The organism is Streptomyces sp. NPDC014676, assembly GCF_043084105.1.
GTDB lineage: Bacteria > Actinomycetota > Actinomycetes > Streptomycetales > Streptomycetaceae > Streptomyces.
The window spans coordinates 117,926-141,349 of the sequence record NZ_JBIBZI010000011.1 but is presented as its reverse complement, the minus strand read 5'-3'; the positions used below and the strand labels follow the sequence as shown (position 1 = coordinate 141,349).

Annotated in this window: 21 protein-coding genes; 4 read left to right on the top strand and 17 right to left on the bottom strand. The window is 72.4% G+C overall.

The annotated features are described in order from the left end of the window. Positions 1 to 348: 348 nt before the first annotated feature. Positions 349 to 1,302, bottom strand: a complete 954-nt coding sequence (locus ACF1DX_RS27710; protein ID WP_391793865.1) for a 2-hydroxyacid dehydrogenase — start codon at positions 1,300 to 1,302, stop codon at positions 349 to 351. Positions 1,303 to 1,376: 74 nt separating this feature from the next. On the opposite strand from ACF1DX_RS27710, the gene ACF1DX_RS27705 reads away from it, so the two are divergent. Together ACF1DX_RS27705 and ACF1DX_RS27700 are read left to right on the top strand one after the other, a co-directional pair. Then, positions 1,377 to 2,375: an aldo/keto reductase gene (locus ACF1DX_RS27705; RefSeq protein WP_391793864.1), complete on the top strand. Its 999-nt coding sequence runs from the start codon at positions 1,377 to 1,379 to the stop codon at positions 2,373 to 2,375. A gap of 107 nt (positions 2,376 to 2,482) precedes the next feature. Beyond that, positions 2,483 to 3,646, top strand: a complete 1,164-nt coding sequence (locus tag ACF1DX_RS27700; protein ID WP_391793863.1) for a PQQ-dependent sugar dehydrogenase — start codon at positions 2,483 to 2,485, stop codon at positions 3,644 to 3,646. Positions 3,647 to 3,653: 7 nt separating this feature from the next. On the opposite strand, the gene ACF1DX_RS27695 is transcribed toward ACF1DX_RS27700, so the two are convergent. The 4 genes from ACF1DX_RS27695 to ACF1DX_RS27680 form a co-directional block, all read right to left on the bottom strand. Beyond that, complete coding sequence (locus ACF1DX_RS27695) at positions 3,654 to 3,842, bottom strand: DUF6191 domain-containing protein (RefSeq protein WP_385052299.1); 189 nt, start codon at positions 3,840 to 3,842, stop codon at positions 3,654 to 3,656. A gap of 34 nt (positions 3,843 to 3,876) precedes the next feature. After that, the gene (locus ACF1DX_RS27690; protein WP_391793862.1) at positions 3,877 to 6,954 is read right to left on the bottom strand and encodes an AAA family ATPase; all 3,078 of its coding nucleotides are present in this window, start codon (positions 6,952 to 6,954) and stop codon (positions 3,877 to 3,879) included. Between the two features lie 145 nt (positions 6,955 to 7,099). After that, positions 7,100 to 7,270, bottom strand: a complete 171-nt coding sequence (locus ACF1DX_RS27685; protein ID WP_391793861.1) for a hypothetical protein — start codon at positions 7,268 to 7,270, stop codon at positions 7,100 to 7,102. A 130-nt stretch (positions 7,271 to 7,400) separates the two neighbouring features. Continuing rightward, positions 7,401 to 7,832, bottom strand: coding sequence for a hypothetical protein (locus ACF1DX_RS27680; RefSeq protein ID WP_391793860.1), 432 nt, complete (start codon positions 7,830 to 7,832; stop codon positions 7,401 to 7,403). Here ACF1DX_RS27680 and ACF1DX_RS27675 point away from each other — a divergent pair. Beyond that, positions 7,818 to 7,952: a hypothetical protein gene (locus ACF1DX_RS27675; protein WP_391793859.1), complete on the top strand. Its 135-nt coding sequence runs from the start codon at positions 7,818 to 7,820 to the stop codon at positions 7,950 to 7,952. The genes ACF1DX_RS27680 and ACF1DX_RS27675 overlap by 15 nt on opposite strands. Positions 7,953 to 8,129: 177 nt before the next feature. On the opposite strand, the gene ACF1DX_RS27670 is transcribed toward ACF1DX_RS27675, so the two are convergent. The 4 genes from ACF1DX_RS27670 to ACF1DX_RS27655 all read right to left on the bottom strand — a co-directional run bounded on the left by ACF1DX_RS27670 (position 8,130) and on the right by ACF1DX_RS27655 (position 11,994). Next, positions 8,130 to 8,666 carry a hypothetical protein gene (locus tag ACF1DX_RS27670; protein WP_391793858.1) on the bottom strand — a complete coding sequence of 179 codons (537 nt, stop codon included), beginning with the start codon at positions 8,664 to 8,666 and terminating at the stop codon, positions 8,130 to 8,132. Positions 8,667 to 8,701: 35 nt separating this feature from the next. Further along, a complete protein-coding gene (locus ACF1DX_RS27665) occupies positions 8,702 to 9,262 on the bottom strand; it encodes a GNAT family N-acetyltransferase (RefSeq protein WP_391793857.1) in 561 nt (186 codons plus the stop codon). After that, entirely contained in the window at positions 9,240 to 11,486 is a 2,247-nt protein-coding gene (locus ACF1DX_RS27660; RefSeq protein WP_391793856.1) for an MMPL family transporter, read from the bottom strand. Before ACF1DX_RS27660 ends, ACF1DX_RS27665 begins: the two co-directional genes overlap by 23 nt. 184 nt (positions 11,487 to 11,670) lie before the next feature. After that, a complete protein-coding gene (locus ACF1DX_RS27655; RefSeq protein ID WP_391793855.1) occupies positions 11,671 to 11,994 on the bottom strand; it encodes a hypothetical protein in 324 nt (107 codons plus the stop codon). A gap of 186 nt (positions 11,995 to 12,180) precedes the next feature. On the opposite strand from ACF1DX_RS27655, the gene ACF1DX_RS27650 reads away from it, so the two are divergent. Beyond that, positions 12,181 to 12,984 carry an SAM-dependent methyltransferase gene (locus tag ACF1DX_RS27650; protein WP_391793854.1) on the top strand — a complete coding sequence of 268 codons (804 nt, stop codon included), beginning with the start codon at positions 12,181 to 12,183 and terminating at the stop codon, positions 12,982 to 12,984. 77 nt (positions 12,985 to 13,061) lie between these two features. Here the strand turns inward: ACF1DX_RS27650 and gatB are convergent, their stop codons facing one another. The 8 genes from gatB to ACF1DX_RS27610 all read right to left on the bottom strand — a co-directional run bounded on the left by gatB (position 13,062) and on the right by ACF1DX_RS27610 (position 23,411). Continuing rightward, positions 13,062 to 14,576 carry an Asp-tRNA(Asn)/Glu-tRNA(Gln) amidotransferase subunit GatB gene (gene gatB, locus ACF1DX_RS27645; protein ID WP_391793853.1) on the bottom strand — a complete coding sequence of 505 codons (1,515 nt, stop codon included), beginning with the start codon at positions 14,574 to 14,576 and terminating at the stop codon, positions 13,062 to 13,064. Between the two features lie 15 nt (positions 14,577 to 14,591). Next, entirely contained in the window at positions 14,592 to 14,831 is a 240-nt protein-coding gene (locus tag ACF1DX_RS27640) for a hypothetical protein (RefSeq protein ID WP_361738770.1), read from the bottom strand. Beyond that, entirely contained in the window at positions 14,828 to 16,324 is a 1,497-nt protein-coding gene (gene gatA, locus ACF1DX_RS27635) for an Asp-tRNA(Asn)/Glu-tRNA(Gln) amidotransferase subunit GatA (RefSeq protein WP_391793852.1), read from the bottom strand. Before gatA ends, ACF1DX_RS27640 begins: the two co-directional genes overlap by 4 nt. Before the next feature lie 6 nt (positions 16,325 to 16,330). Beyond that, positions 16,331 to 16,627 (bottom strand): Asp-tRNA(Asn)/Glu-tRNA(Gln) amidotransferase subunit GatC, encoded by a 297-nt coding sequence (gatC, locus tag ACF1DX_RS27630; protein WP_004925108.1) that lies wholly within the window; start codon positions 16,625 to 16,627, stop codon positions 16,331 to 16,333. 232 nt (positions 16,628 to 16,859) lie between these two features. After that, the gene (locus ACF1DX_RS27625) at positions 16,860 to 19,130 is read right to left on the bottom strand and encodes a putative bifunctional diguanylate cyclase/phosphodiesterase (protein ID WP_391793851.1); all 2,271 of its coding nucleotides are present in this window, start codon (positions 19,128 to 19,130) and stop codon (positions 16,860 to 16,862) included. 260 nt (positions 19,131 to 19,390) lie between these two features. After that, positions 19,391 to 21,586: an NAD-dependent DNA ligase LigA gene (gene ligA / locus ACF1DX_RS27620; RefSeq protein WP_391793850.1), complete on the bottom strand. Its 2,196-nt coding sequence runs from the start codon at positions 21,584 to 21,586 to the stop codon at positions 19,391 to 19,393. 14 nt (positions 21,587 to 21,600) lie between these two features. Then, the gene (locus tag ACF1DX_RS27615) at positions 21,601 to 22,608 is read right to left on the bottom strand and encodes a methionine synthase (protein ID WP_391793849.1); all 1,008 of its coding nucleotides are present in this window, start codon (positions 22,606 to 22,608) and stop codon (positions 21,601 to 21,603) included. Positions 22,609 to 22,712: 104 nt separating this feature from the next. After that, positions 22,713 to 23,411, bottom strand: coding sequence for an SDR family oxidoreductase (locus tag ACF1DX_RS27610; RefSeq protein WP_391793848.1), 699 nt, complete (start codon positions 23,409 to 23,411; stop codon positions 22,713 to 22,715). Positions 23,412 to 23,424: the final 13 nt, after the last annotated feature.

Here is a 23,424-nt window from a genome sequence, read left to right as displayed (position 1 = left end):
GTGGGCGTGCCTTCTGCGGCCGCCGTGCCGGTGAGGGTGGCGGTCGGGACCGTCATGAGGGCCACCGCACCGGATGTGGTGGCCGCGGCAGCGCGCTGCTGTGCGCCACGGTCGTCGCCGACGGCTCCGCCGCGTCGGATCGCTCGTCCATAGGCCGTGCATCGCCCGTCGCCCCCCTCACTGTCCGCAGTGCCCTGCCCCCGCGCCGATGGTCAGCGGCGCGGCCCCTGTCGGGACGATACACCAGTATCGTCACTCAGGGACATAGGTTCTCTACGCTCCGTAACGATCAATCGATATATGAGTACCCAACGCGCCCGGAGAAACGCGGACGGTACTCGAAGTGGACTACGGCTCCCCCGCTCCCGTCGCCAGAACCACGTTGTCGGGTTCCTCCTGGTTCAGATAACGGCGCAACTGATTGACCAGCAACCGCTCGGCACGCGGCCGGAAGGCGGAGGTGGGTCCGCCGACGTGCGGGCTGATGAGGACGCCCGGCGCCCGCCACAGGGGATGTTCCGAGGGCAGCGGTTCGGGGTCGGTGACGTCGAGGGCCGCGGTGATGCGGCCGCTCTCCAGCTCCGTGAGCAGCGCCTTGGTGTCGACGACGCCGCCGCGGGCCACGTTCACCAGCAGGGCGCCGTCCTTCATCCGGGCCAGGAATCCGGCGTCCACGAGGTGCCGGGTGGTCTCGGTCAGCGGCGTGGAGAGGACGACGACGTCCGCCTCCGGGAGCAGAGCGGGCAGTTCGATGAGCGGGTGCACCGGCCCGCGCTCCGTGGTGCGTGCGGAGCGCGCGACGCGCGCCACCCGCGCGAGCTCGAACGGAACGAGCCGGTCCTCGATGGCCGCGCCGATCGAGCCGTACCCCACGATGAGCACGTTCTTGTCGGCGAGCGCGGGCCGGAACCCGCCGCGCCACTCCCCCTTGTCCTGCGCCCGCACGAAATCGGGGATGCCCCGCAGGGAGGCCAGGATCAGCGCGAGCGTGAGCTCGGCGGTGCTGGCCTCGTGCACACCGCGCGCGTTGCACAGCCGTACGCCGGCGGGCAGGTGCCTCAGACCGGGCTCCACGTGGTCGGTGCCGGCCGACAGGGTCTGCACGACGCGGACGGAGCGCATCAGGGGCATCGGCCGCACACCGACCCCGGCGGGCTTCATGTACGGCACGACGTAGAAGACGCAGTCGGCCGGGTCGGCGGGGAACTCCTCACCGCCGTCCCAGAAACGGTAGTGCGGCCCTTCGGGAAGGCCCGCGATCTCGTCCGGCGGAATGGGAAGCCATACGTCAGCAGCGTTCATGGTCCGGAGGCTAGTTCAGGAGTGCGGGAGGGCAGAGGTTAGGTTGGGGGCCGGAGAGGGAGGGTCACGACCAGGTGGAGCGCAGGACGATCGGCGCGGGGGCACTCGCGGTGGGGGCCGTCGGACTCGGGTGCATGCCGATGAGCTGGGGCTACAGCACGTCCCGGCAGCGCGGCGAGGAGTCGCTCAGGGCGGTGCACCGGGCGCTGGACGCGGGCTCGACGCTCCTCGACACCGCCGACATGTACGGTCCCTTCACCAACGAGCTGCTGCTCGGGCGGGTGTTGAAGGAGCGGCGGTCCGACGCCTTCGTGTCCACGAAGGTCGGACTGCTGGTGGGCGATCAGCACATCGTGGCCAACGGCCGCCCCGGCTACGTGAGAAGGGCCTGCGACGCGTCGCTGCGCCGGCTCCAGACCGATGTCATCGACCTCTACCAGCTGCACCGCGCCGACCCGGAGGTCCCGGTCGAGGAGACCTGGGGTGCGATGGCGGAGCTCGTGCGGGCGGGAAAGGTCCGGGCGTTGGGGCTGTGCGCGGTGGGGGCGCGTTCGGCGCGGCGGCCGGGGGCGCGGCTGTACGACGTGACGATCCGGCAGCTGGAGCGGGTGCAGCAGGTCTTTCCGGTGAGCGCGGTGGAGGCGGAGCTGTCGGTGTGGTCGCCGGAGGCGCTGCGGGCGCTGCTGCCGTGGTGCGCGTCGCGGGGGATCGGCTTCCTGGCGGCGATGCCGCTGGGCAACGGCTTCCTGACCGGGACGCTGACGCCCGGCGTGGGCTTCGAGGCGGACGACCTGCGCGCCCGGCACCCCCGCTTCACGGCCGAGATGATGGCCGCGAACCAGCCCATCGTGGCCGGCCTGCGCCGCGTCGCCCGCCGGCACGGCGGGCACGTCACCCCGGCGCAGGTGGCGCTGGCCTGGGTGCTGGGCCGGGGCCGCCAGGTGATCCCGGTCCCCGGTACCAAGCGGGAGCGGTGGGCCGTGGCGAACGCGGCCGCTGCGGGCCTGCGCCTGACGGAGCGCGACCTCGCGGAGATCGCGGAGCTGCCCGCGGCGCAGGGTTCGTGGGACTGACCGGCGGACCGGCGGCGGTCTCGCGGTTCGGGGTTCCGCGATCGGGAACTTCGGAGGCACGAGCGGTGTATGACAGGTAGGACCCGCCGCGTCGAAGGGACGAGATCGTGCAACGACGAGCCGTGACGGCCGTACTGGCCGCCGCCGCGCTCCTGCTGACCGCCGGCTGCTCCTCCGACGACGGGGGACCGCCGGGCGGCTCGGACGCCGGCGCCACCCCGAGCGGTACGGCGACGAGGTCGTCGTCGGAGGGGAGCGCGGAGGAGACGCCGCCCGCGAAGGGCTCGGTGAAGGTGGTCCGCACGGTGGCCACGGGCCTGAGCACCCCCTGGGGCCTGGCCCCGCTGGCCGACGGCGACCTGCTGGTCTCCTCCCGGGACGAGGCGACGATCACCCGGGTCGACGGCAGGACCGGTGAGAAGACCGAGCTGGGCGAGGTGCCCGGGGTGTCGCCGTCCGGCGAGGGCGGCCTGCTCGGCATCGCCCTCTCCCCCGAGTACGCCTCGGACCGCATGATCTACGCGTACTTCACCTCGGCCTCCGACAACCGCATCGTCCGCATGATCTACGACGAGGAGAAACCGGCCGGTGAGCAGCTCGGCGCGCCGGACACGGTCTTCCGGGGCGTCCCCAAGGGCGAGATCCACAACGGCGGCCGGATCGCCTTCGGCCCGGACAGGATGCTGTACGCGGGCACGGGCGAGAGCGGTGACACGGGTCTGTCCCAGGACAAGGAGTCCCTGGGCGGCAAGATCCTGCGGCTGACCCCGGAGGGCGAGCCGGCCCCGGGCAACCCGTTCCCCGACTCCCCGGTGTACTCGTACGGCCACCGCAATGTGCAGGGGCTGGCCTGGGACACCGGACAGCGACTGTTCGCCTCGGAGTTCGGCCAGGACACCTGGGACGAGCTGAACGCGATCAAGCCGGGCGACAACTACGGCTGGCCGGAGGCGGAGGGCGAGTCGGACGACAGCGGCTTCCACGACCCGGTCGACCAGTGGACCACGGACGAGGCCTCCCCCAGCGGCATCGCCTACGCCGAGGGCTCGATCTGGATGGCCGGCCTGGGCGGCGAGCGGTTGTGGCGCATACCCCTGAAGGGCACGGAGGCCTCGGCGGAACCGGAGGCCTTCCTGGAGGACGAGTACGGCCGCCTGCGCACGGTGGCCCCGGCGAGCGGCAACAAGCTCTGGCTGGTCACCAGCAACACGGACGGGCGCGGCGATCCGAAGGAGGACGACGACCGGATCCTGGAGCTGGAGGTGAGCTGAGCGGCGCTCACGTCTCGTCGGGTTCCTCCTCCGGGACGGCCGGCGGGCGCACGGTGACCTTTCCGGACGCGAGGTCTATCGGCCCGCGTCCGGGGTCGGCGTCGCCGACGTCCTCCCGGGTCAGCTCCAGGCGGTTCTGCTCATCGCGGGTGTGTTTACGGCCGGGGGCGAACAGTTCCTCGAAAGCGTTGAACATCGCTCCCCTTTCCAGGGACGAGTGGGTCGCACACCTATTGTCCCGCCGCCAGCCGTTCACCCGTCTCCGCCGCGAACAGACCGAGCCGGTGCGCCACCGCCGCCGCCTCTCCCCGCCCGGAGACGCCCAGCTTGGCGAGGATGTTGGAGACGTGGACGCTGGCCGTCTTCGGGGAGATGAAGAGTGCCTCGGCGATACGGCGGTTGGTGTGGCCGGCGGCCACCAGGCGCAGGACGTCGCGCTCGCGGCTGGTGAGGCCGAGCGCGTCGGCCGGGGCGGCGGGGGCCGGCTCGCGAGTGGCGGGGGACAGTGCGAGGCGGGCGCGCTGCGCCAGCAGCATGGCGGACCGGGCCAGTGGTGCGGCGCCGAGGTGGTCGGCGACGGCGGTCACCAGCCGCAGCAGTTCCGTGGCACGGGCGCGCTCGTCGTCGCCCGCGCCGGTGGCGAGCAGCGCCTCGGCGAGCCGGAACCGGACGCGTGCGAGGTCGTAGGGCCGCTCCAGTGGCTCGACCGCCGTGACGGCCGCGGACCACGCGTCCGGCGCGGTCCTGCCCTCGGCGCGCAGCAGCTCGGCGCGCAGCCACAGGTCGTACGCCTGCCATACGGGCACGCCGGTCGTCAGGGTCCTGGCCGCCGCGCGGATCCGGTCCAGGATCTCCGGGCGGCCGGGCTCGGTCGCCAGGGCGCCGTGGGCGTCGGCCTCCGCGGTGGTGGCGGCGAGCAGCAGGGGCCAGCCGTAGCGCTGGGTGCCGGGCGGGAGGCCGGTGTCGAGGGCGTCCAGCAACTCGGCGCGGGCGTCGGCCAGGCGGCCCTCGGCGGCGGCGATGCCGAGGGCGACCCACTTCATGGGGAGGGCGTACTGCGGCATCGGGTCGTGCGTGCCGAAGAAGGTGCGGGCGTCGGCGAGCCGGCGGGCCGCCTCGGCCATGTCCCCGCGGTCGTACGCGAGGTACGCCAGGCGCATCGAGCCCCCCGCGCGGGGCTTGGCGCTCTGTTCGAGGCGCTGGGCGTTGGCCGCGGCGCGGGCCGCCTCGTCCCAGCGGCCGAGGGTGTGGAGGGACTCGGCGAGATTGCCCCACACCCAGCCCTCGGAGTCCAGCAGTCCGAGCCTGCGGGTGACGTGGACGCCTTCGTGGAGGAGCCCGGCGGCCTCCTCGGAGCGGCCGACGCCTTCGAGGACGGACGGGAGGTTCACATAGGCGCGGGCCACCACCATGTCCATGCCCAGTTCGGTCGCCCGGTCCTTGACCTCGTACATCTCGGCGAGTCCGGTGGCGATGTCACCGGCGTCGACCATGAGGCCGCCGAGGGTGAGCCGGGCGTTGAGCTCGATGTCGTGGGCGCCGACCATGCGGGCGTACTCGACGGCGCGTTCGGCGGCGGCCATGGCGTCCGGGCCGGGGTCGTGCAGCATGGACCAGCCGGCGGCGGAGGCGAGCACCTCGGCGTGCACCTCGGACGGCGGCAGTCCGCGCACCAGGTCCTGTGCGGTGCCGAGTTCGGTCCAGCCGTCGCCGCGGGCGAGGGCCTGGGTGAGCCGGGAGCGCTGTACCCAGAACCAGGCGGCGCGCAGGGGGTCCGGGTCCTCGTCGAGGAGGCGCAGCGCCCGCTTGGTGATCTTCATCGAGCGTTCGCGTTCCCCGCAGAGGCGTCCGGCGACGGCGGCCTCGGCCATCAGGTCGAGGTAGCGCAGCGGTGCCGTCCCGGGGTCGCAGCCACTGGGGGTCCCCCCACGCCCTTCAGGCAGTGGGGGAGGGTAGACCTCGGCGTGGTCGAGGGGGCGCAGGGTGGCCCGTACGGCGTCGGGGACGGCGTCCCACAGCTCCATCGCCCGTTCCAGCAGGTCCAGTTGCTCGGAATAGGCGTGGCGCCGGCGGGCTTCGACGGAGGCGTCGAGGACGGCGGGCAGGGCCTTGGCCGCGTCGTGGGCGTGGTACCAGTAGCTGGCCAGGCGGGTCACCCGCTCGTCGGCGGGGACCAGGGTGGGGTCGGCCTCCAGGGCCTCGGCGTAGCGGCGGTTGAGACGGGAGCGTTCACCGGGCAGCAGGTCGTCGCTGACGGCCTCGCGGACCAGGGAGTGGCGGAAGCGGTAGCCGTCGCGGTCGGGTGCGGGGGTGAGGATGCCGGCGTTGACGCCGGCTCGCAGGGCCTCGATGAGGTCGTCCTCGGTGAGCCGGGCGACGGCGGCCAGCAGCCGGTCCTCGACGGTGGAGCCGCCCTCGGCGACGATCCGGGCGACCCTCTGGGCGCTCTCCGGCAGGCCCTCGACCCTGACGAGGAGGAGGTCGCGCAGGGAGTCGGTGAGGCCGGTGCAGCAGCCCTCGTCGGAGGCGACGGCGAGCTCCTCGACGAAGAAGGCGTTGCCGTCGGAGCGTTCGAAGATGTCGTCGACGCGGTCGGGGTCGGGTTCGCGGGCGATGATGCCGGCTATCTGCCGGCCGACCTCCTCGCGGTTGAGGCGGCCGAGTTCGACGCGCTGGACCGTGCGGAGCCGGTCGAGTTCGGCGAGGAGGGGGCGCAGGGGGTGGCGGCGGTGGATGTCGTCGGAGCGGTAGGTGGCGAGGACGACGAGGCGGCCGGTGCGCAGGGTGCGGAACAGGTAGGCGAGCAGGTGGCGGGTGGAGGCGTCGGCCCAGTGCAGGTCCTCCAGGGCGAGGACGACGGTGTGGTCGGCGGTGACGCGCTCCAGCAGGCGGGCGGTGAGCTCGAAGAGGCGGGCCATGCCCTGCTCGTCGCGGCGGACCTCGCGGGCGGCGGGGCCGACCTCGGGGAGCAGGCGGGCGAGTTCCTCCTCCTGGCCGGAGGCGGCGGCGGCGAGCTGGTCGGGCAGTTCGCGGCGGAGCTGGCGCAGGGCGGTGGAGAAGGGAGCGAAGGGGAGGCCGTCGGCGCCGATCTCCACGCAGCCGCCGAGGGCGACGATCGCGCCGCGGCGGCGGGCCGCGGCGGCGAACTCCTCCACGAGGCGGGTCTTCCCCACACCGGCCTCGCCTGCGATGAGCAGGGCCTGGGGCTCGGTGGCGGCTCGGGTGAGGGCGGTGTTCAGTGTGTCGAGCTCGGTGCCGCGACCCACGAACACGGGACTGATGGACTTGGTCTCCACGGTCCTGAGCATCGCATGACCTTCCGGCAAGGGGTCACCGGTTTTTGTTGTGGGCGGGGGTGGCGGCACGTCCGCCCACGGGAGCGACGGGGTGGCGGCGCGACTGACCGTGGTGAGGGAGGGGGTGGCCGGTCGCCGTGCCGTCGCCGGTCCGTGGTCATGCGGCTCGGGCGAACCAGTGGCGGCGGGGATGGCTTTCCGCCTCGGTGTTCCGGGTGGTGCGGCGGGCGGTGCGGCGGAGTCGGGCGGCTTCCCGGGCCAGGCGGCGCTCCTCCCCCTGACGGACGAGGTCGTCGTGGCGGAGTCGGTAAAGGGCGTACTCGAACATGGTGTGTTCCCCCGGAGGATTCGGTGTCGGTCATCGCTCTCTGCGATGACTCCACCTTCGTCTCCCAGGCGGGTCCGCCACATCGGGAGGGTTCCGTATCTTCCGGCCGGGGCGGGGCCTTAGAAGGTACTTAGGCCGCCTGAGCCCTCAGTTGCTGCGCCACCAGCCCCGCCGCACCGGCGACCGCCGCCGGCGCGAGCAGCACCGTGCGCTGGAACGTGTGCGCGCCCACCGCCCCCGCCGCACCCAGCGCGACCAGGCTCATCAGCGAGCCGGTCAGGGACAGCAGTTCACGGATCCGCTTATCGCGCGCCTTGGCGCCGGGCACGACGTCCCGGTGGGTATGCCAGGGCTCACCCATCAGATCGGCAGCCGACATACGTGCGTTGAGCGAGGCGAAGGGGTCCTGGAAGACCGTCTGGACGCGCCGCCGCCCGTTCAGCAGCTCCTTGGCGCGCAGGGCGAACGGGTCGACACCGTCGTACCGGACCGTGCCCGCGTCGGGCCGTTCCAGCCCGAGCGGTACCCGCGCGAGGGTGACGTACTGATGACCCCGCACCACCCGGGCCACACGGCCGACACCTTCGCCGCTCGCGCGACCGGGATCGCCAAGAACACCGACCGGCTGGAGCGGGGGGACGCGCTCACCGACGTGGTGCGCGCTCCCTCTCCCGACCGCTGACTCCACCACTCCCGCCCCTCACCCAGAGCCGGACCGGTCCGCCCGCCGCTGACGCCCCTCACCGCGCCGGAGGCCGAGGAGCCGGCGGCCGTCATCGCCGAGGCACGCGCGGTGCCGGCCTCCTGAGACACGCGTGAGGGGGTCTCCGGCGCCCGGAGACCCCCTCACGGACGTACGTCAGCCGGTGGCCGGCAGTCCCAGCAGTACGTCGGTGTACTTCAGGACCGCCAGCAGCAGCCCGGTGGCACCGAGCGACACACCCGCCCAGGCGACCGACTTGGTCCAGGGCGCCTGGACCGTACGGCCGGGTGTCCCGAACGCGGGCCGCGCCAGCACCGCCACGCCCATGATCAGCGCGGTCAGCGCGAACAGGCCGGCCCACAGCGCGCTGGTGTGCCAGGCGTCGCCGTACACCTCCTTGACCTGCGTGGCGACGCCCGCGTCCGCGGCCGTCTCCAGCTGGCCCATGAGGGTCTCGCGGGCGGCGGCCACCGTGCCCAGCCAGCCACCGGTGAGCGAGACGAGGCCGAGCGCCGCGGAGACGACCGCGGCGGCGCCCTGTCCGACACCGGAGGGGCCCTCCTCCTTGTCCACCGCGGGTTCGGTCTCCACGACGTCGGTGTCGACGTCGACGTCGTCGGGCTCCGTGGCGTCCACCGCCGTCTCGTCGTGCTCGGTGCCGGCCCCGGTCTCGTCCACTGTCCTGGTTCCCATGCTCCGCACCGTACGGACGCTCTCTGAGAGTCCGCTTAATGATCGTCGCGCGCCGCGCGCCACTCGGGGGCCAGCACGGACCACACCTCCAGGTCGTGGCGCACCCCGTGGTGGAGATGGGCCTCGCGGCGCACACCGTCACGGGTCATGCCGAGCCGGCGGGCGACGCTGACGCTCGGCTCGTTGCCGGCCGCCGCGACCCATTCGACCCGGTGGATGCCGCGCTGCTCGACGGCCCAGTCGATGAGCACCCGCATCGCGCGGGTGACGAGCCCGCGCCCGGTGGCGGCGGGCTCCAGCCAGCAGCCGACCTCGCAGGTGCCGTTCCCGGCGTCGAAGTTCAGGGTGAGCACCCCGCCCACGAGCGTGCCGTCCAGCCACAGCCCGTGCAGCGAGGCGGTGTCGGCGGCACGCCAGTCGGCGTACCGCCGCAGCACCTCCCGGGCGCCGGCCACGTCCGTGGCCCGGGAGCCGAAGGGGACGTACCGGTTGATGAACTCCCGGCCCCGGTCCAGATGGGCCAGGAACTCCTCGGCGTGCCAGGGCTCCAGGGGGCGCAGTTCGGCTCCGTCGTCACCCAGTCGTATCGCGTACATCCCGCTGCTGCTCCTCCTCGGCCAGCACGTCCGCCGCCTCGGCGTCCGTGGCGGCGGCCAGCCTCTCATGGGCGGTCCGGGCCTCGGGCGGCTCGATGCTGATGCGCGGCAGGATCCGGTCCAGCGAGCGCGGCAGCCACCAGTTGGCGCCGCCAAGGAGGTGCATGAGGGCGGGGACGAGCAGGGTGCGCAGGACGAAGGCGTCGAGGGCGACGGCCGCGGCGAGCGCGATGCCGAACATGGCGATCACCCGGTCGCCGGTGAGGACGAAGGCGAGGAAGACCGAGATCATGATCACGGCGGCGGAGTTGATCACCCGGCTGGTCTCCGCGAGGCCGACGCGGACGGCGCGCCGGTTGTCTCCGGTCTCCAGCCACTCCTCGTACATCCGGCTGACCAGGAAGACCTGGTAGTCCATGGAGAGCCCGAAGAGGACCGACACCATGATCACGGGCAGGAAGGGCTCGATGGGGCCCGCGCTGCCGAGGCCGAGCGGTTCGCTGCCCCAGCCCCACTGGAAGACCGCGACGACGACGCCGAAGGCGGCGGCGACGGCGGCCACGTTCATCGCGGCGGCCTTCAGCGGGATGGCCATGGACCGGAAGGCGAGCAGGAGCAGCAGACAGCCCAGGCCGATCACGACGCCGACGAAGAGGGGCAGCTTGTCGACGATGACGTCGGCGAAGTCGTCGTATCCGGCCGTCACACCGCCGACGTGCACATCGAGCGAGGTGCCCGACTCGGCCCGCGGCAGCACGTCGTCGCGCAGCCGGTCGACCAGGTCACTGGTCCGCTCCGACTGCGGGGACGACTCCGGTACGACGGTGAGGTACGCGGTGTCGCCGCCCGCGCCGTAGGCCGCGGGCGACACCGACGCGACGCCCTCGGTCGCGCGCAGGGTGGTGTCGAGGTTGTCCAGGGCGAGCCGGTCCCCGGCGCCGTCGACGGGGGTGACGAGGGTGAGGGGGCCGTTCACGCCGGGGCCGAAGCCGTCGGCGAGGAGGTCGTAGGCCTGGCGGGTGGTGGACGTCTCGGGGTCGTTGCCCTGGTCGGAGGTGCCCAGGTGGAGGGAGAGGGTGGGCAGCGCGAGGACGGCCATGACGACGACCGCGACCGCGCCGAGCGGCTTGGGGTGGCGCTCCACGAACGCCGACCAGCGGGCGGCGAACCCGGTCGGCAGCTCCGGCTCGGGCCCGTGCTCGGCCAGCCGGCGCCGCTCCCGGCGGCTGAGCGCACGCATGCCGATGTACTTCAGCAGGGCCGGCAGCAGGGTGACGGAGGCGGCGACGGTCAGGACGACGGTGAGCGAGGCCGCGACGGCGACGCCGTTGAGGAAGTCCAGCCGGAGGATCAGCATGCCCAGCAGGGCGATGCAGACGGTGGCGCCCGCGAAGACGACCGCCCGCCCGGTGGTGGCGACGGCGCCCGCGGCGGCCTCGGTGACGGTGAGGCCGCGCTTCAGTCCGCGCCGGTGCCGGGTCACGATGAACAGCGCGTAGTCGATGCCGACGCCGAGCCCGACCAGCATGCCGAGCATGGGGGCGAAGTCGGCGACGGTCATGACGTGCCCGAGGAGCACGATCCCGGCGTAGGCGGTGCCGACGCCGACCAGGGCGGTGGCGATGGGCAGCAGCGCGGCGGCGAGCGAGCCGAAGGCGAGGAAGAGGACGACGGCGGCGACGGCCACGCCGGCGATCTCGGCCGTGTGCCCGCCGGAGGACTCACCGAGCGCGACGGCGCTGCCGCTCAGCTCGACCCGGAGCCCGTCGGTCCGGGCGGCCTCGGCCGTCTCCACCACGGCGGCGGTCTCGCCCGCGTCGATGTCCTCGGACCGGTCGTCGAAGGTGACCGTGGCGTAGGCGGTGCGGCCGTCCGCGCTGATCCGGCCGGCCCCCTGGCCATCGTAGGGACCGCTCACGGCGGCCACGCCGGGCAGGTCCCCGATCCGGTCCAGGGTGCGGGTCATGGCCTGCTCGACGCCGGGGTCCCGGACGCTGCCGGACGGGGTGTGCCAGACCACGGTGTCGCTGTCGCCGCCGAGGCCGGGGAAGCCCTCCTCCAGCAGCCGGGCGGCCCGCCCCGACTCGGTGCCGGGCACCTCGTAGTCGTTCGAGTAGGCGGAGCCTGCGGCGAAGGCTCCGGCGGAGACACCGCCGAGGGCGAGAAGCCAGAGCAGAACGGTGATCAGACGGCGTCGGACACACCAGCGTGCGAGGGCTGCCACGGAACGTGCTCCCGGAGTGACTGAGGTGTGGATCTTTGACCGGGAACAGCCGTACACGGACCGAACATCCCGCAAAGAACGCATGAGCTACGCACTGGCCACCCTTGCAGGAACAACTGATCGTTTGTCGCTTTCGTGTCCTTGTTCACATCTCCGTTCACATCTGTGCGAGCGGCGGCACCGCTCAGTCGAACTGGTCCCCCAGCGCCATGGTCATGAGCCCCGCGACCAGCAGCCACAGCGCTCTGCGGGTCCGCCCCCGGGAGCCCAGCACCACGGCGAGGGCGCAGACGGCGGCCCCGCAGGCGTACGCGACGGGGACGAGGGCCGGCGCGGAACCCGCGAGACGGAGCAGAGCGGCGGCCGCACCCGCGAGGGCGAGTACGGCACCGGCACCGGCCGCGACCCACCGGGCGCGCCGCACCTCCCGCGAGGCCTCGTCGCCCTGCTCGGTGTCCTCCGCCCGGACGTCCGCGGTCGAGTCGTCGGAATCGGCACGTCCACTCATGGCGCGGGAGCGTAGCGTCCGCGGCCCGGAAACCCGGATGCGGGGGTCGGGACCGGCTGCTATCGTCCGCCGCTCCGACGCTCCACGGCAGCCCGCCGCCGACCGAAGCAGGTGCTTTGATGCTTGTCCGCCCGATCTCCGACGCGACCCTTTCCCCCTTCACGGCCCCAAGGAGCCCGTTCACCGATGTCGGACATCACATCGAACACCCCGCACGACGACCTCGCTAGCCGCCTCACCCTGCCCCGGTACCCCCGCAGCAGCGCCTACGACGCCCGCTGGACCATCGAGAACGGGATGGGCCCGCACGCGCTGTGGCTGCTGGAGTGGCTCACCCCGGCCCTCGGCCTCGACACCCTGCGCCCCGGCGCCCGCGTGCTCGACCTGGGCTGCGGACGCGCCATGACGTCGGTCTTCCTGGCCAGGGAGTACGACGTCCAGGTCACCGCGGCCGACCTGTGGATCAAGCCGGACGACAACGCGCGCCGCATCGCTGAGGCGGGCGTCGCCGACCGGGTGTTCCCGGTCCTCGCGGAGGCCCACGACCTGCCCTTCGGTCAGGAGAGCTTCGACGCGATCGTCTCCGTCGACGCGTACCAGTACTTCGGTACCGACGATCTCTACCTGCCGACGCTGACCCGGCTGCTGAAGCCCGGCGGGCGGATCGGGGTCGTCGTCCCGTCGATGCCCGAGGAGATCGAGGGCACCGAACCGCCGGAGCACATGAAGCCGTACTGGGACCCCGCGTTCTGGTGCTTCCACAGCCCCGCCTGGTGGCGCCGCCACTGGACCCGCAGCGGGGCCGTGGACGTGGAGACGGCCGACTGGCTGGAGGACGGCTGGCGTGAGTGGCTGCTCTGGTGCGACGTCGTCGCCGAGGAGAGCACGGAGGAGTTCCACGTGCGGATGAGCCGGGAGAGCGCGGAGATGCTGCGCACGGACCGGGGCCGCACGCTGGGCTTCGCGCGCGTGGTGGGCCGCCGCGTCTGACCGCGTGACGGCATGACCTCATGAGCGAGGGGGCGCATCGAAACGACGCGCCCCCTCCTCTTGACCGTCTTCGCCGGTCAGCCCTCGTCGACGCCCAGCTTCTGCAGGATCAGCTCCTTCACGCGGGCCGCGTCGGCCTGCCCGCGTGTGGCCTTCATGACCGCGCCGACCAGGGCACCGGCCGCGGCCACCTTGCCACCGCGGATCTTGTCCGCGATGCCCGGGTTGCCGGCGATGGCCTCGTCGACGGCGGTGCCCAGGGCACCCTCGTCGGAGACGACCTTCAGACCGCGCTTGTCGACCACCTCGTCCGGGGTGCCCTCACCGGCGAGGACGCCCTCGATGACCTGACGGGCCAGCTTGTCGTTCAGATCGCCCTTCACGACCAGCTCGGCGACCCGGGCCACCTGCTCCGGGGTGATCGCCAGTTCGTCGAGGCCCTTGCCCGACTCGTTGGCGGCGCGGGCCAGCTCACCCATCCACCACTTGCGGGCGGAGGCCGCGTCGGCACCGGCGTCGATCGTGGCGACGATCGGGTCCAGCGCGCCGGCGTTGAGGATGGACTGCATGTCGGTGCCGGAGATCCCCCACTCCTCGCGGAGTCGGTTGCGGCGCACCAGCGGCAGCTCGGGCAGGGCGGAACGGATCTCCTCGACCCACTCGCGGGACGGGGCGACCGGCACCAGGTCGGGCTCCGGGAAGTACCGGTAGTCCTCGGCCTCCTCCTTCACGCGGCCCGAGGTCGTGGACCCCGTGTCCTCGTGGAAGTGCCGGGTCTCCTGGATGATCGTGCCACCCGAGGAGAGCACCGCCGCGTGGCGCTGGATCTCGAACCGGGCGGCACGCTCCACGGACCGCAGCGAGTTGACGTTCTTCGTCTCGCTGCGGGTGCCGAACTTCTCGGTGCCGTGGGGGCGCAGCGACAGGTTCACGTCGCAGCGCATCTGGCCCATTTCCATGCGGGCCTCGGACACGCCGAGGGCACGGATGAGCTCGCGCAGCTCACGGACGTAGGCCCGCGCGACCTCGGGGGCCCGCTCGCCCGCTCCCTCGATCGGCTTGGTGACGATCTCGATCAGCGGGATGCCGGCGCGGTTGTAGTCCAGCAGGGAGTGGGACGCGCCGTGGATACGGCCGGTGGCGCCGCCCACGTGCGTGGACTTGCCGGTGTCCTCCTCCATGTGGGCGCGCTCGATCTGCACGCGGAAGGTCTCCCCGTCCTCCAGCTGCACGTCGAGGTAGCCGTCGAAGGCGATCGGCTCGTCGTACTGGGAGGTCTGGAAGTTCTTCGGCATGTCCGGATAGAAGTAGTTCTTCCGGGCGAAGCGGCACCACTCGGCGATCTCGCAGTTCAGCGCGAGACCGATCTTGATCGCCGACTCGACGCCGGTCGCGTTGACGACCGGGAGCGCGCCGGGCATGCCGAGGCAGACGGGGCAGGTCTGGGTGTTCGGGTCGGCGCCCAGCGCCGTCGAGCAGCCGCAGAACATCTTGGTCCGGGTGCCGAGTTCGACATGGACCTCGAGGCCCATGACGGGGTCGTACGACGCGAGTGCGTCCTCGTACGACACCAGGTCAGTCGTGGTGGTCACGGTGAAACTTCCCTCTCAGCCCAGCAGGACGTCGTCGTCGCCGAGGCGCTTCAGCTCGCGGTAGAGGATGGCGAGGTTGGTGACGACCGCGGCACCGGTGACGACGGCGTCGAGCAGCCGCAGCGTGTCGCTCTCGCCACGCGCCTTCTTGATCTGCTTGTACACACCGACGGCGCCGAACGCCGAGGTGGCCATGGAGACGTACAGACCGGACTTGGAGCTCTTGAAGCCCTTGGCCTTGGACAGTGCGCTCACAGCGACGGTGCCTCCTCGATCAGCGGGTGGCCCCACTTTTCCACGAAGGCGGCCTCGACGGCGGCGCCGACCTTGTAGAGCCGGTCGTCCTTCATGGCGGGGGCGATGATCTGCAGACCCACCGGCAGGTTGTCCTCGGGGGCGAGGCCGCAGGGCAGCGACATGGCCGCGTTGCCCGCCAGGTTGGTGGGGATGGTGCACAGGTCGGCGAGGTACATCGCCATCGGGTCGTCGGCACGCTCGCCGATCGCGAAGGCGGTGGTCGGGGTCGTCGGGGAGACGATCACGTCGACCTGCTCGAAGGCCCGCTCGAACTCCTGCTTGATGAGGGTGCGGACCTTCTGGGCGCTGCCGTAGTACGCGTCGTAGTAGCCGCTCGACAGGGCGTACGTACCGAGCATGATGCGGCGCTTGACCTCGTCGCCGAAGCCGGCCTCACGGGTGAGCGAGGTGACCTCCTCGGCGGAGTGCGAGCCGTCGTCGCCGGTCCGCAGGCCGTAGCGCAGGCCGTCGAAGCGGGCGAGGTTGGAGGAGCACTCGGAGGGCGCGATCAGGTAGTACGCGGAGAGCGCCAGGTCGAAGGAGGGGCAGTCCAGCTCGACGACCTCGGCGCCCAGCTCCTTCAGCAGCTCGACGGACTCGTCGAACCGCTGGACGACACCGGCCTGGTACCCCTCGCCGCGGAACTGCTTGACGACGCCGACGCGCATGCCGGCGACCGAGCCGTTGCGGGCGGCCTCGACGACCGGCGGGACCGGGGCGTCGATGGAGGTGGAGTCCATCGGGTCGTGCCCGGCGATCACCTCGTGCAGCAGGGCGGCGTCCAGGACCGTACGGGCACAGGGACCGCCCTGGTCCAGGGAGCTGGAGAAGGCGACCATGCCGTACCGGGAGACGGCACCGTACGTCGGCTTCACACCGACGGTGCCGGTGACGGCGGCCGGCTGGCGGATGGAACCGCCGGTGTCGGTGCCGATGGCGAGCGGCGCCATGTGCGCGGCGAGTGCGGCGGAGGACCCGCCGCCGGACCCGCCCGGGATCCTGGTGAGGTCCCACGGGTTGCCGGTCGGCCCGTAGGCGCTGTTCTCGGTGCTGGACCCCATGGCGAACTCGTCCATGTTGGTCTTGCCGAGGATGACGACGTCGGCGGCCTTCAGCCGCTTGGTGAGCGTCGCGTCGTACGGCGGGATCCAGCCCTCGAGGATCTTGGAACCGACGGTGGTCGGGATGCCCTCGGTGGTGAAGATGTCCTTGAGGGCGAGGGGAACGCCGGCCAGCGGACCGAGCTTCTCCCCCTTGGCCCGCTTCTCGTCGACGGCGCGTGCCTGTGCCAGGGCGCCCTCGCGGTCGACGTGCAGGAAGGCGTGCACCTTCTCGTCGACGGCCTCGATGCGGGCCAGGTGCGCCTCGGTGACCTCTACGGCCGTGAGCTCACCGGAGGCGATCTTCTCGGCGGTCTCGGCGGCGGTGAGCCTGATGATGTGATCGCTCATGGCGGGTTACTCCTCCCCCAGGATCTGCGGCACCTTGAAACGCTGCTGCTCCTGGGCCGGGGCGCCGGAGAGCGCCTGCTCGGGGGTGAGCGAGGGACGGACCTCGTCCGGTCGCATGACGTTCGTCAGCGGGAGCGGGTGGGAGGTCGGCGGTACGTCTTGGTCGGCGACCTCGCTGACGCGGGCGACCGCGCCGATGATGTCGTCGAGCTGGCCCGCGAAGTGGTCGAGCTCTTCGGGCTTCAGCTCCAGACGCGCCAGCCGGGCGAGGTGGGCGACCTCCTCGCGCGTGATGCCAGGCATGCAGCGATCCTCTGGGGTGAGTGTGTGTGGTTTGGGGCCAATCCTATGGGGCGGGGAGCCGTGCCCGTGAAACCCTTTCCCGGGGGCCCGCCCTGCCGGACGTCGCGCGGCGTTTCCCCGCCCGCGGCGGGAGCGGCGGGCAGCGCCCCTCGTCGCCGCCGGGCGGGATGGCTTCGCAGCCCGGCGTCTTGTGCGATGCCCCGTGCTGGTGCGGGCCGAAGGTGGGGTTGGGCTATTCGTCGGCCGTGGTCGTCGCGGCCGGGAGCGCGGCGGCCGGGCGTTGCCAGCCGCGGGAGCCGCGGGCGAGGAGCCAGGCCGTGGTCTCGTCCGGCGGCATCGCCGCCGCCACCAGCCAGCCCTGCACCGCGTCACAGCGAAGATCGCGCAACCGCTCCCACGTCTCGTCGTCCTCCACCCCCTCCGCGACGACGAGCAGCCCCAGCGAATGCGCCAGATCGATGGTGCACCGCACGATCTCCGCGTCCTCGGTGTCCACGGCCAGCCGGGCCACGAACGACCGGTCGATCTTCAGCTCACTCACCGGCAGCCGCCGCAGATGCACCAGCGACGAGTACCCCGTACCGAAGTCGTCCAGCGACATCTTCACCCCGTGCCCGGTCAACGCGTTCAGCGTGTCGGCCGCACGCTGCGGGTCCTCCAGCAGCACATGCTCGGTGATCTCCAGCTGCAGCGCCCCCGCCGGCACCCCGTGCCGGGCCAGCCGCGCCGCCACGGACCCCGCGAAACCGGCCGCATGGACGTCGCGCGGGGACACGTTCACGGCGACCGGCACGAACAGCCCCTGGGCCCGCCACCGCGCGACCTGCCCCAGCGCGGTCTCCAGCACGTACTCGGTGAGGTGCGGCATCAGCCCGGACGACTCGGCGATCGCTATGAACTCGTCCGGCGGCACCTTCCCCCGCTCCGGATGCACCCACCGCACCAGCGCCTCGAGCCCCGCGACCTGCCCGTCGAAGCGCACCTTCGGCTGGTAGTGGAGCTCGACCTCCCGGGCGTCCAGCGCCCGCCGCAGATCCCCCAGCAGCCCCAGCCGGTCAGGGGTGTTGGAGTCCCGCTTGGACTCGTACGCCTCGACCCCCGTACGGTCCCGCTTGGCCTGGTACATCGCCACGTCCGCCCGCCGCAACAGCCCCTCCGCGTCGTCCGCGTGGTCGGGAAAGACGGCGACCCCCGCACTCGCCTCCAGGACGAGGGTGAGCCCGTCGAGGTCGAGCGGGGAGCTGAGGGCGGCGACGAGGGAGCGGGCGACGCGGGTGGCGGCCGTCGTGGATTCGGCGACGGGCAGTAAGACGGCGAACTCGTCACCGCCGAGCCGCGCGGCCTCCGCTCCGCGCGGCAGGGCGAGTCTGAGCCGGTCGGCTATCTGCAGCAGCAGCCGGTCACCGGCGAGATGCCCGAGGGTGTCGTTGACCGACCGGAACCGGTCCAGGTCGATCAGCATGAGCGCGGCGCGGGCGTCGATCCGCTCCGCGTCGTCCAGCGCGGTCCAGATGCGCTCCAGCAGCCACTGCCGGTTCGGCAGTCCGGTCAGCGGATCGCGCAGCTGCTCCTCGGCCCGCGCGCGGGCTATCCACAGCGTGGAGTCGAGGGCGATCAGCGGAATGGAGAACAGGGGCAGCAGCACCGGTTTGGCGTCGGCGACCACACACACCAGCGGCGCTATGCCGAGCAGGGCGACAGCGACGAGACCCTGCCGGGCCAGCGCGGTACGGGCCACGGTGGGCAGCCCCGCGCGGGGGGTGTGCAGGTACCACAGCAGACCGCGGGTGACCGCGAGATAGACCGCGGCGACCAGCACCACCCCCGGGGCGGTGTACGGCGTCCAGGTGTCCGGGGCCGACGGCGACTCGACGGACGGCACCCAGCCGAACGCGGCCAGCACCAGCGCCCCGGCGCCGATGCCGAGCAGGTCCACCGCACCGTGCAGCACGCCCTGCCGCCAGCGGCCCCGCCGGGCTATGCCGACCAGCACGACGACGGTGAGGCTGACCATCCCGGCCGGAACCCACCCGTACGACAGCAGCACCGCGAGAGTGAGGGCGGCGCCGGAACCCGTACCGCCCCACCACCGGGAGCGGCCCAGCATCACCAGATGACCGACGATGATTCCGGTCAGCACCGCCAGCGACCAGCCGACGGTGCCGGACGGGAAGAGCGCGTGCCCTCCGGTGAACGCCCGCAGGAAGCCGGCGCCCAGCACGAAACCGGCCGCGGCGACGACCGCCGTGGGCAACGCGGGCCAGGACGGGTGCCGTTCCGCGTCCGCCTCGGACAACTCGGCCAGCCCGGGACCGTGCCCGGCGGCCCGCTGCCCGACGCCGCGCGTGTCCGTCCCGCGCGCGTCCGCGGTACGCGCCCCGGTGCGCCCCTGTGCGCCCGGCCGCCCCGCGGGCCGCCCGTCCTCACGGCCGCGCAGCCATGCGACCGCCATGCGGCGCAGGCGCGGCCGTGAGGCCGGGGCGGCGCTCTCGGTCGGTTCCATTCCCGTCCCTCTCCCAGCCGGCGGTGCCCACGCCACGCGGCCCGATGCCCGACGACTCTCAGCGGCTCCGCGGTGGAAAGCCCTTACCCCGGACCCCTCACGAGTACGGGGTTGCTCCGACCGCGGCTGGGCACGGCAGGCGCACATCTCAACAGTAGGCCGCGGAAGGCCTGTACGGGCACCGGTCGCCGACGGTTGCCCGAATGCGCCCCAGCCACCCGTATGCATCTGATATGCGCCGATCGGCCGACCTTCAACCGCTACTCCTCGGCCGAAAGAGCGACCTCCGCCGCGGCTTTTGGCCCTTGTCCGAGGAGGACGGCGAATCCGTCCTCGTTCAGAACCGGCACCTTGAGCTGCATCGCCTTGTCGTACTTCGTACCGGGGTTGTCACCCACAACGACGAACGACGTCTTCTTGGAGACGGATCCGGTCACCTTCGCCCCCTGGCTCTGCAGCGCCTCCTTCGCGCCGTCCCGGGTGAAGTTCTCCAGCGTTCCGGTCACCACGACCGTGAGCCCTTCCAGCGGACGCGGCCCTTCGTCCTCCCCCGAACCCTCGTCCTCCATACGGACACCGGCCGCCTTCCACTTGCGGATGATCTCCCGGTGCCAGTCCTCGGCGAACCACTGCTTGAGCGAGGCGGCGATGGTCGGGCCGACCCCCTCGGTGCCCGCCAGCTCCTCCTCGGTGGCCTGCTCGATGCGGTCGACGGAGCGGAACTCACGGGCCAGCGCCTCCGCCGCGACCGGGCCGACGTGACGGATCGACAGACCGGTCAGCACGCGCGCCAGCGGACGCTCCTTGGCCGCCGCGATGTTCGCCAGCATCGCGACCGCGTTCTTCCTCGGCTCGCCCTCCTGGTTGGCGAAGACGGTGGCGACCTTCTCCTCACCGGTCTTCGGGTCCCGCTTGGGCAGCCCGCTGTCCTGGTCGAGGACGTACGCCTTGATGGGCAGCAGTTGCTCGATGGTGAGGTCGAACAGGTCGCCCTCGTCCCGCAGCGGCGGCTCCGCGGGCTCCAGCGGCCTGGTCAGCGCCGCTGCGGCGACATAGCCGAAGTGCTCGATGTCCAGCGCTTTGCGCCCGGCCAGGTAGAACAGCCGCTCCCGCAACTGTGCCGGGCATGTACGGGCGTTGGGGCAGCGCAGGTCGACGTCGCCCTCCTTCATCGCCTTCAGCGGCGTACCGCACTCGGGGCACTCGGCCGGCATCACGAACTCGCGCTCGCTGCCGTCCCGTTTGTCGACGACCGGACCGAGGATCTCGGGGATCACGTCACCGGCCTTGCGCAGCACCACCGTGTCGCCGATGAGGACGCCCTTGGCCTTGACCACGTCCTGGTTGTGCAGGGTGGCGAACTCGACCTCGGATCCGGCCACCGTCTTCGGCTCGACCTGCGCGTACGGCGTGACCCTGCCCGTACGGCCCACCCCCACGCGGATGTCGACCAGTTTGGTGTTGACCTCCTCGGGCGCGTACTTGTACGCGATGGCCCAGCGCGGGGCGCGCGAGGTGGAGCCGAGACGGCCCTGGAGGGAGATCTCGTCGAGCTTGACGACGACCCCGTCGATCTCGTGCGCCACGGAGTGCCGGTTCTCGCCGTAGTACGCGATGAACTCCCGTACGCCGGCGAGGTCGTCGACCACCCTGTTGTGCTCGGAGGTGGGCAGGCCCCAGCTCTTGAGCAGGTCGTAGCCCTGGGAGAGGCGGGTCATGCCCTTGTAGCCCTCCAGGACACCGATGCCGTGCACCACCATGTGCAGCGGGCGGGAGGCGGTGACCCGGGGGTCCTTCTGGCGCAGCGAACCGGCCGCCGCGTTGCGCGGGTTGGCGAAGGGCTTGTCGCCGGCCGCGTTCAGCCGCGCGTTGAGCTCCTGGAACTTCTCCATCGGGAAGTAGACCTCGCCCCGGATCTCCACCAGGTCCGGAACCTCGTCGCCCTTCAGCCGGTCCGGGATCTCCGCGATGGTGCGCACGTTGGGCGTGATGTCCTCACCCGTGCGGCCGTCGCCGCGGGTCGCCGCGCGGACCAGCCGCCCCCGCTCGTAGGTGAGGTTGACGGCCAGGCCGTCGACCTTCAGCTCGCACAGGAAGTGGTACTTCTGCGTGCCCAGTTCGCGCTGGATGCGGTCCACCCACGCGGCGAGGTCGTCGTCGTTGAACGTGTTGTCGAGGGAGAGCATCCGCGAGACGTGCCGCACGGAGGTGAACTCCGTCTCGTACGCCCCCGCGACCTTCTGGGTCGGCGAGTCCGGGGTGCGCAGCTCCGGATGCTCTTCCTCCAGCGCCTCCAACTCCCGCAGCAGCCGGTCGAAGTCGGCGTCGCTGATGACGGGGGCGTCGTTCACGTAGTACCGGAAGCGGTGCTCCTCGATCTGCTCAGCGAGCCTGGCGTGCTTCTCCCGCGCCTCGGCGGGCACGCTCGTCGTCTCCGCTTGCTTGTCGCCGGCCACCGTGTGTCCTCCCGTCACTCTGGGTTGTCCGCGAGGGATCTCGCCGCCCGGACGCACTGGGCGAGGGCCCTGCGCGCGTACTCCGGGGAGACCCCCGCGAGTCCGCACGCCGGGGTGAGCGTGACCGCCTCCGGGAGGAGTCCCGGCCGCAGCCCCAGCCTGCGCCAGAGCGTCCTGACACCCATGACGCTACCGCCCGGGTCCGACAACGGTCCGTCCGTGCCCGGGACGACGCCGGCGAACAGCCGGGTCCCGCTCTCCACCGCTTCCCCGATCACCTCGTCGTCACGCTCGGTGAGGAGGGAGAAGTCGAAGGAGATCGCCGCCGCGCCCGCCCGGCGCAGCAGGGCGAACGGGACGTCCGGTGCGCACGAGTGGACCACGACGGGCCCGCCGTCGTGCACCCCGACGACGTCCCGCAGCGTGGACTCGACGATCTGCCGGTCCACCGCGCGGTGGGTGCGGTAGCCGCTGGCGGTCTTCACGTGTCCGCGCAGTACGGCGGTGAGGGAGGGTTCGTCGAGCTGCAGGACGAGCCGCGCGCCGGGCACGCGCCGCCGCACCTCGGCGAGGTGGAGGCGCAGTCCCTCGGCGAGGGAGGCGGCGAGGTCGCGGCAGGCGCCGGGGTCGGAGAGGACGGCCTCGCCGTTCCTCAGCTCCAGGGCGGCGGCGAGCGTCCACGGGCCGACCGCCTGGACCTTCAGGGGCCCCTGGTACTCCTGGGTGAACTCCTCCAGGGCGTCGAGGTCCTCGCCGAGCCAGGAGCGGGCGCGTTTGGTGTCGCGGCCCGGGCGGTCGCCGAGGCGCCAGCCGCTGGGCTCCACGCGGGCGTACAGCTCCACGAGCAGGCCCGCGGTGCGGCCGATCATGTCCGCGCCGGGGCCGCGGGCGGGGAGTTCGGGGAGGTGGGGGAAGGTCTCGAAGCTGCCGGTGACCGTTCTGGCGGCCTCTCGGGCGTCCCCGCCCGGCATGGAGCCGATGCCGGTGGCGGGGCCGAAGGGGGGCTGGCTGTTTTCGCTCACCCGTAGAGCGTACGGAGGTTTTCCGCCCCCGCCGCCCCTACCCGTCCCATCCCGGGGGCGCTGCCCCCGGACCCCCGCTCCTCAAACGCCGGAGGGGCTGAAAATCACCGCCCCGGTCGGACCGTCAGGTCGTTGATCTCCGCGTCGGCCGGAAGGTCCAGAGCCGTCACGATGGTCGTGGCGACCGACTCGGGGTCGATCCACCGCGCGGGGTCGTACTCCTTGCCCTCCTGCTGGTGGACCTTGGCCTGCATGGGGCTGGCGGTGCGGCCGGGGTAGACCGAGGTGACACGGACACCGCCCGCGTGCTCCTCGTGACGCAGGGAGTCCGCGAGGGCCTTCAGGCCGTGCTTGGAGGCGGCGTAGGCGGACCAGTCGGCGTGGGCGGCCAGGCCGGCGCCGGAGTTGACGAAGATCACGTGGCCCCGGCTCGCGCGGAGCTGGGGCAGGAAGTGCCGGGTCAGCTCGGCGGGGGCGATCAGGTTGACGTTGAGCTGGTGGCGCCAGGTCTTCGGGGTCAGCTCGCCGACCGGGCCGAGGTCGACCACGCCGGCGATGTGCAGGAGGGAGTCCACCCGGTCCGGGAGCGACTGGTGGGAGAAGGCCCAGGAGAGCTTGTCGGGGTCCGCCAGGTCGCCGACGAGGGTGCGGGCGCCGGGGAACTGGGCCGCCAGTTCCTTCGCCCGGCCCGCGTCGCGCGCGTGCAGGACGAGTTCGTCCCCGCGCGCGTGCAGGCGGCGGGCGACGGCCGCGCCGATGCCGGAGCCCGCTCCGGTGATCACATGTGTAGCCATGCCCGCCATGCTCGCATCATCG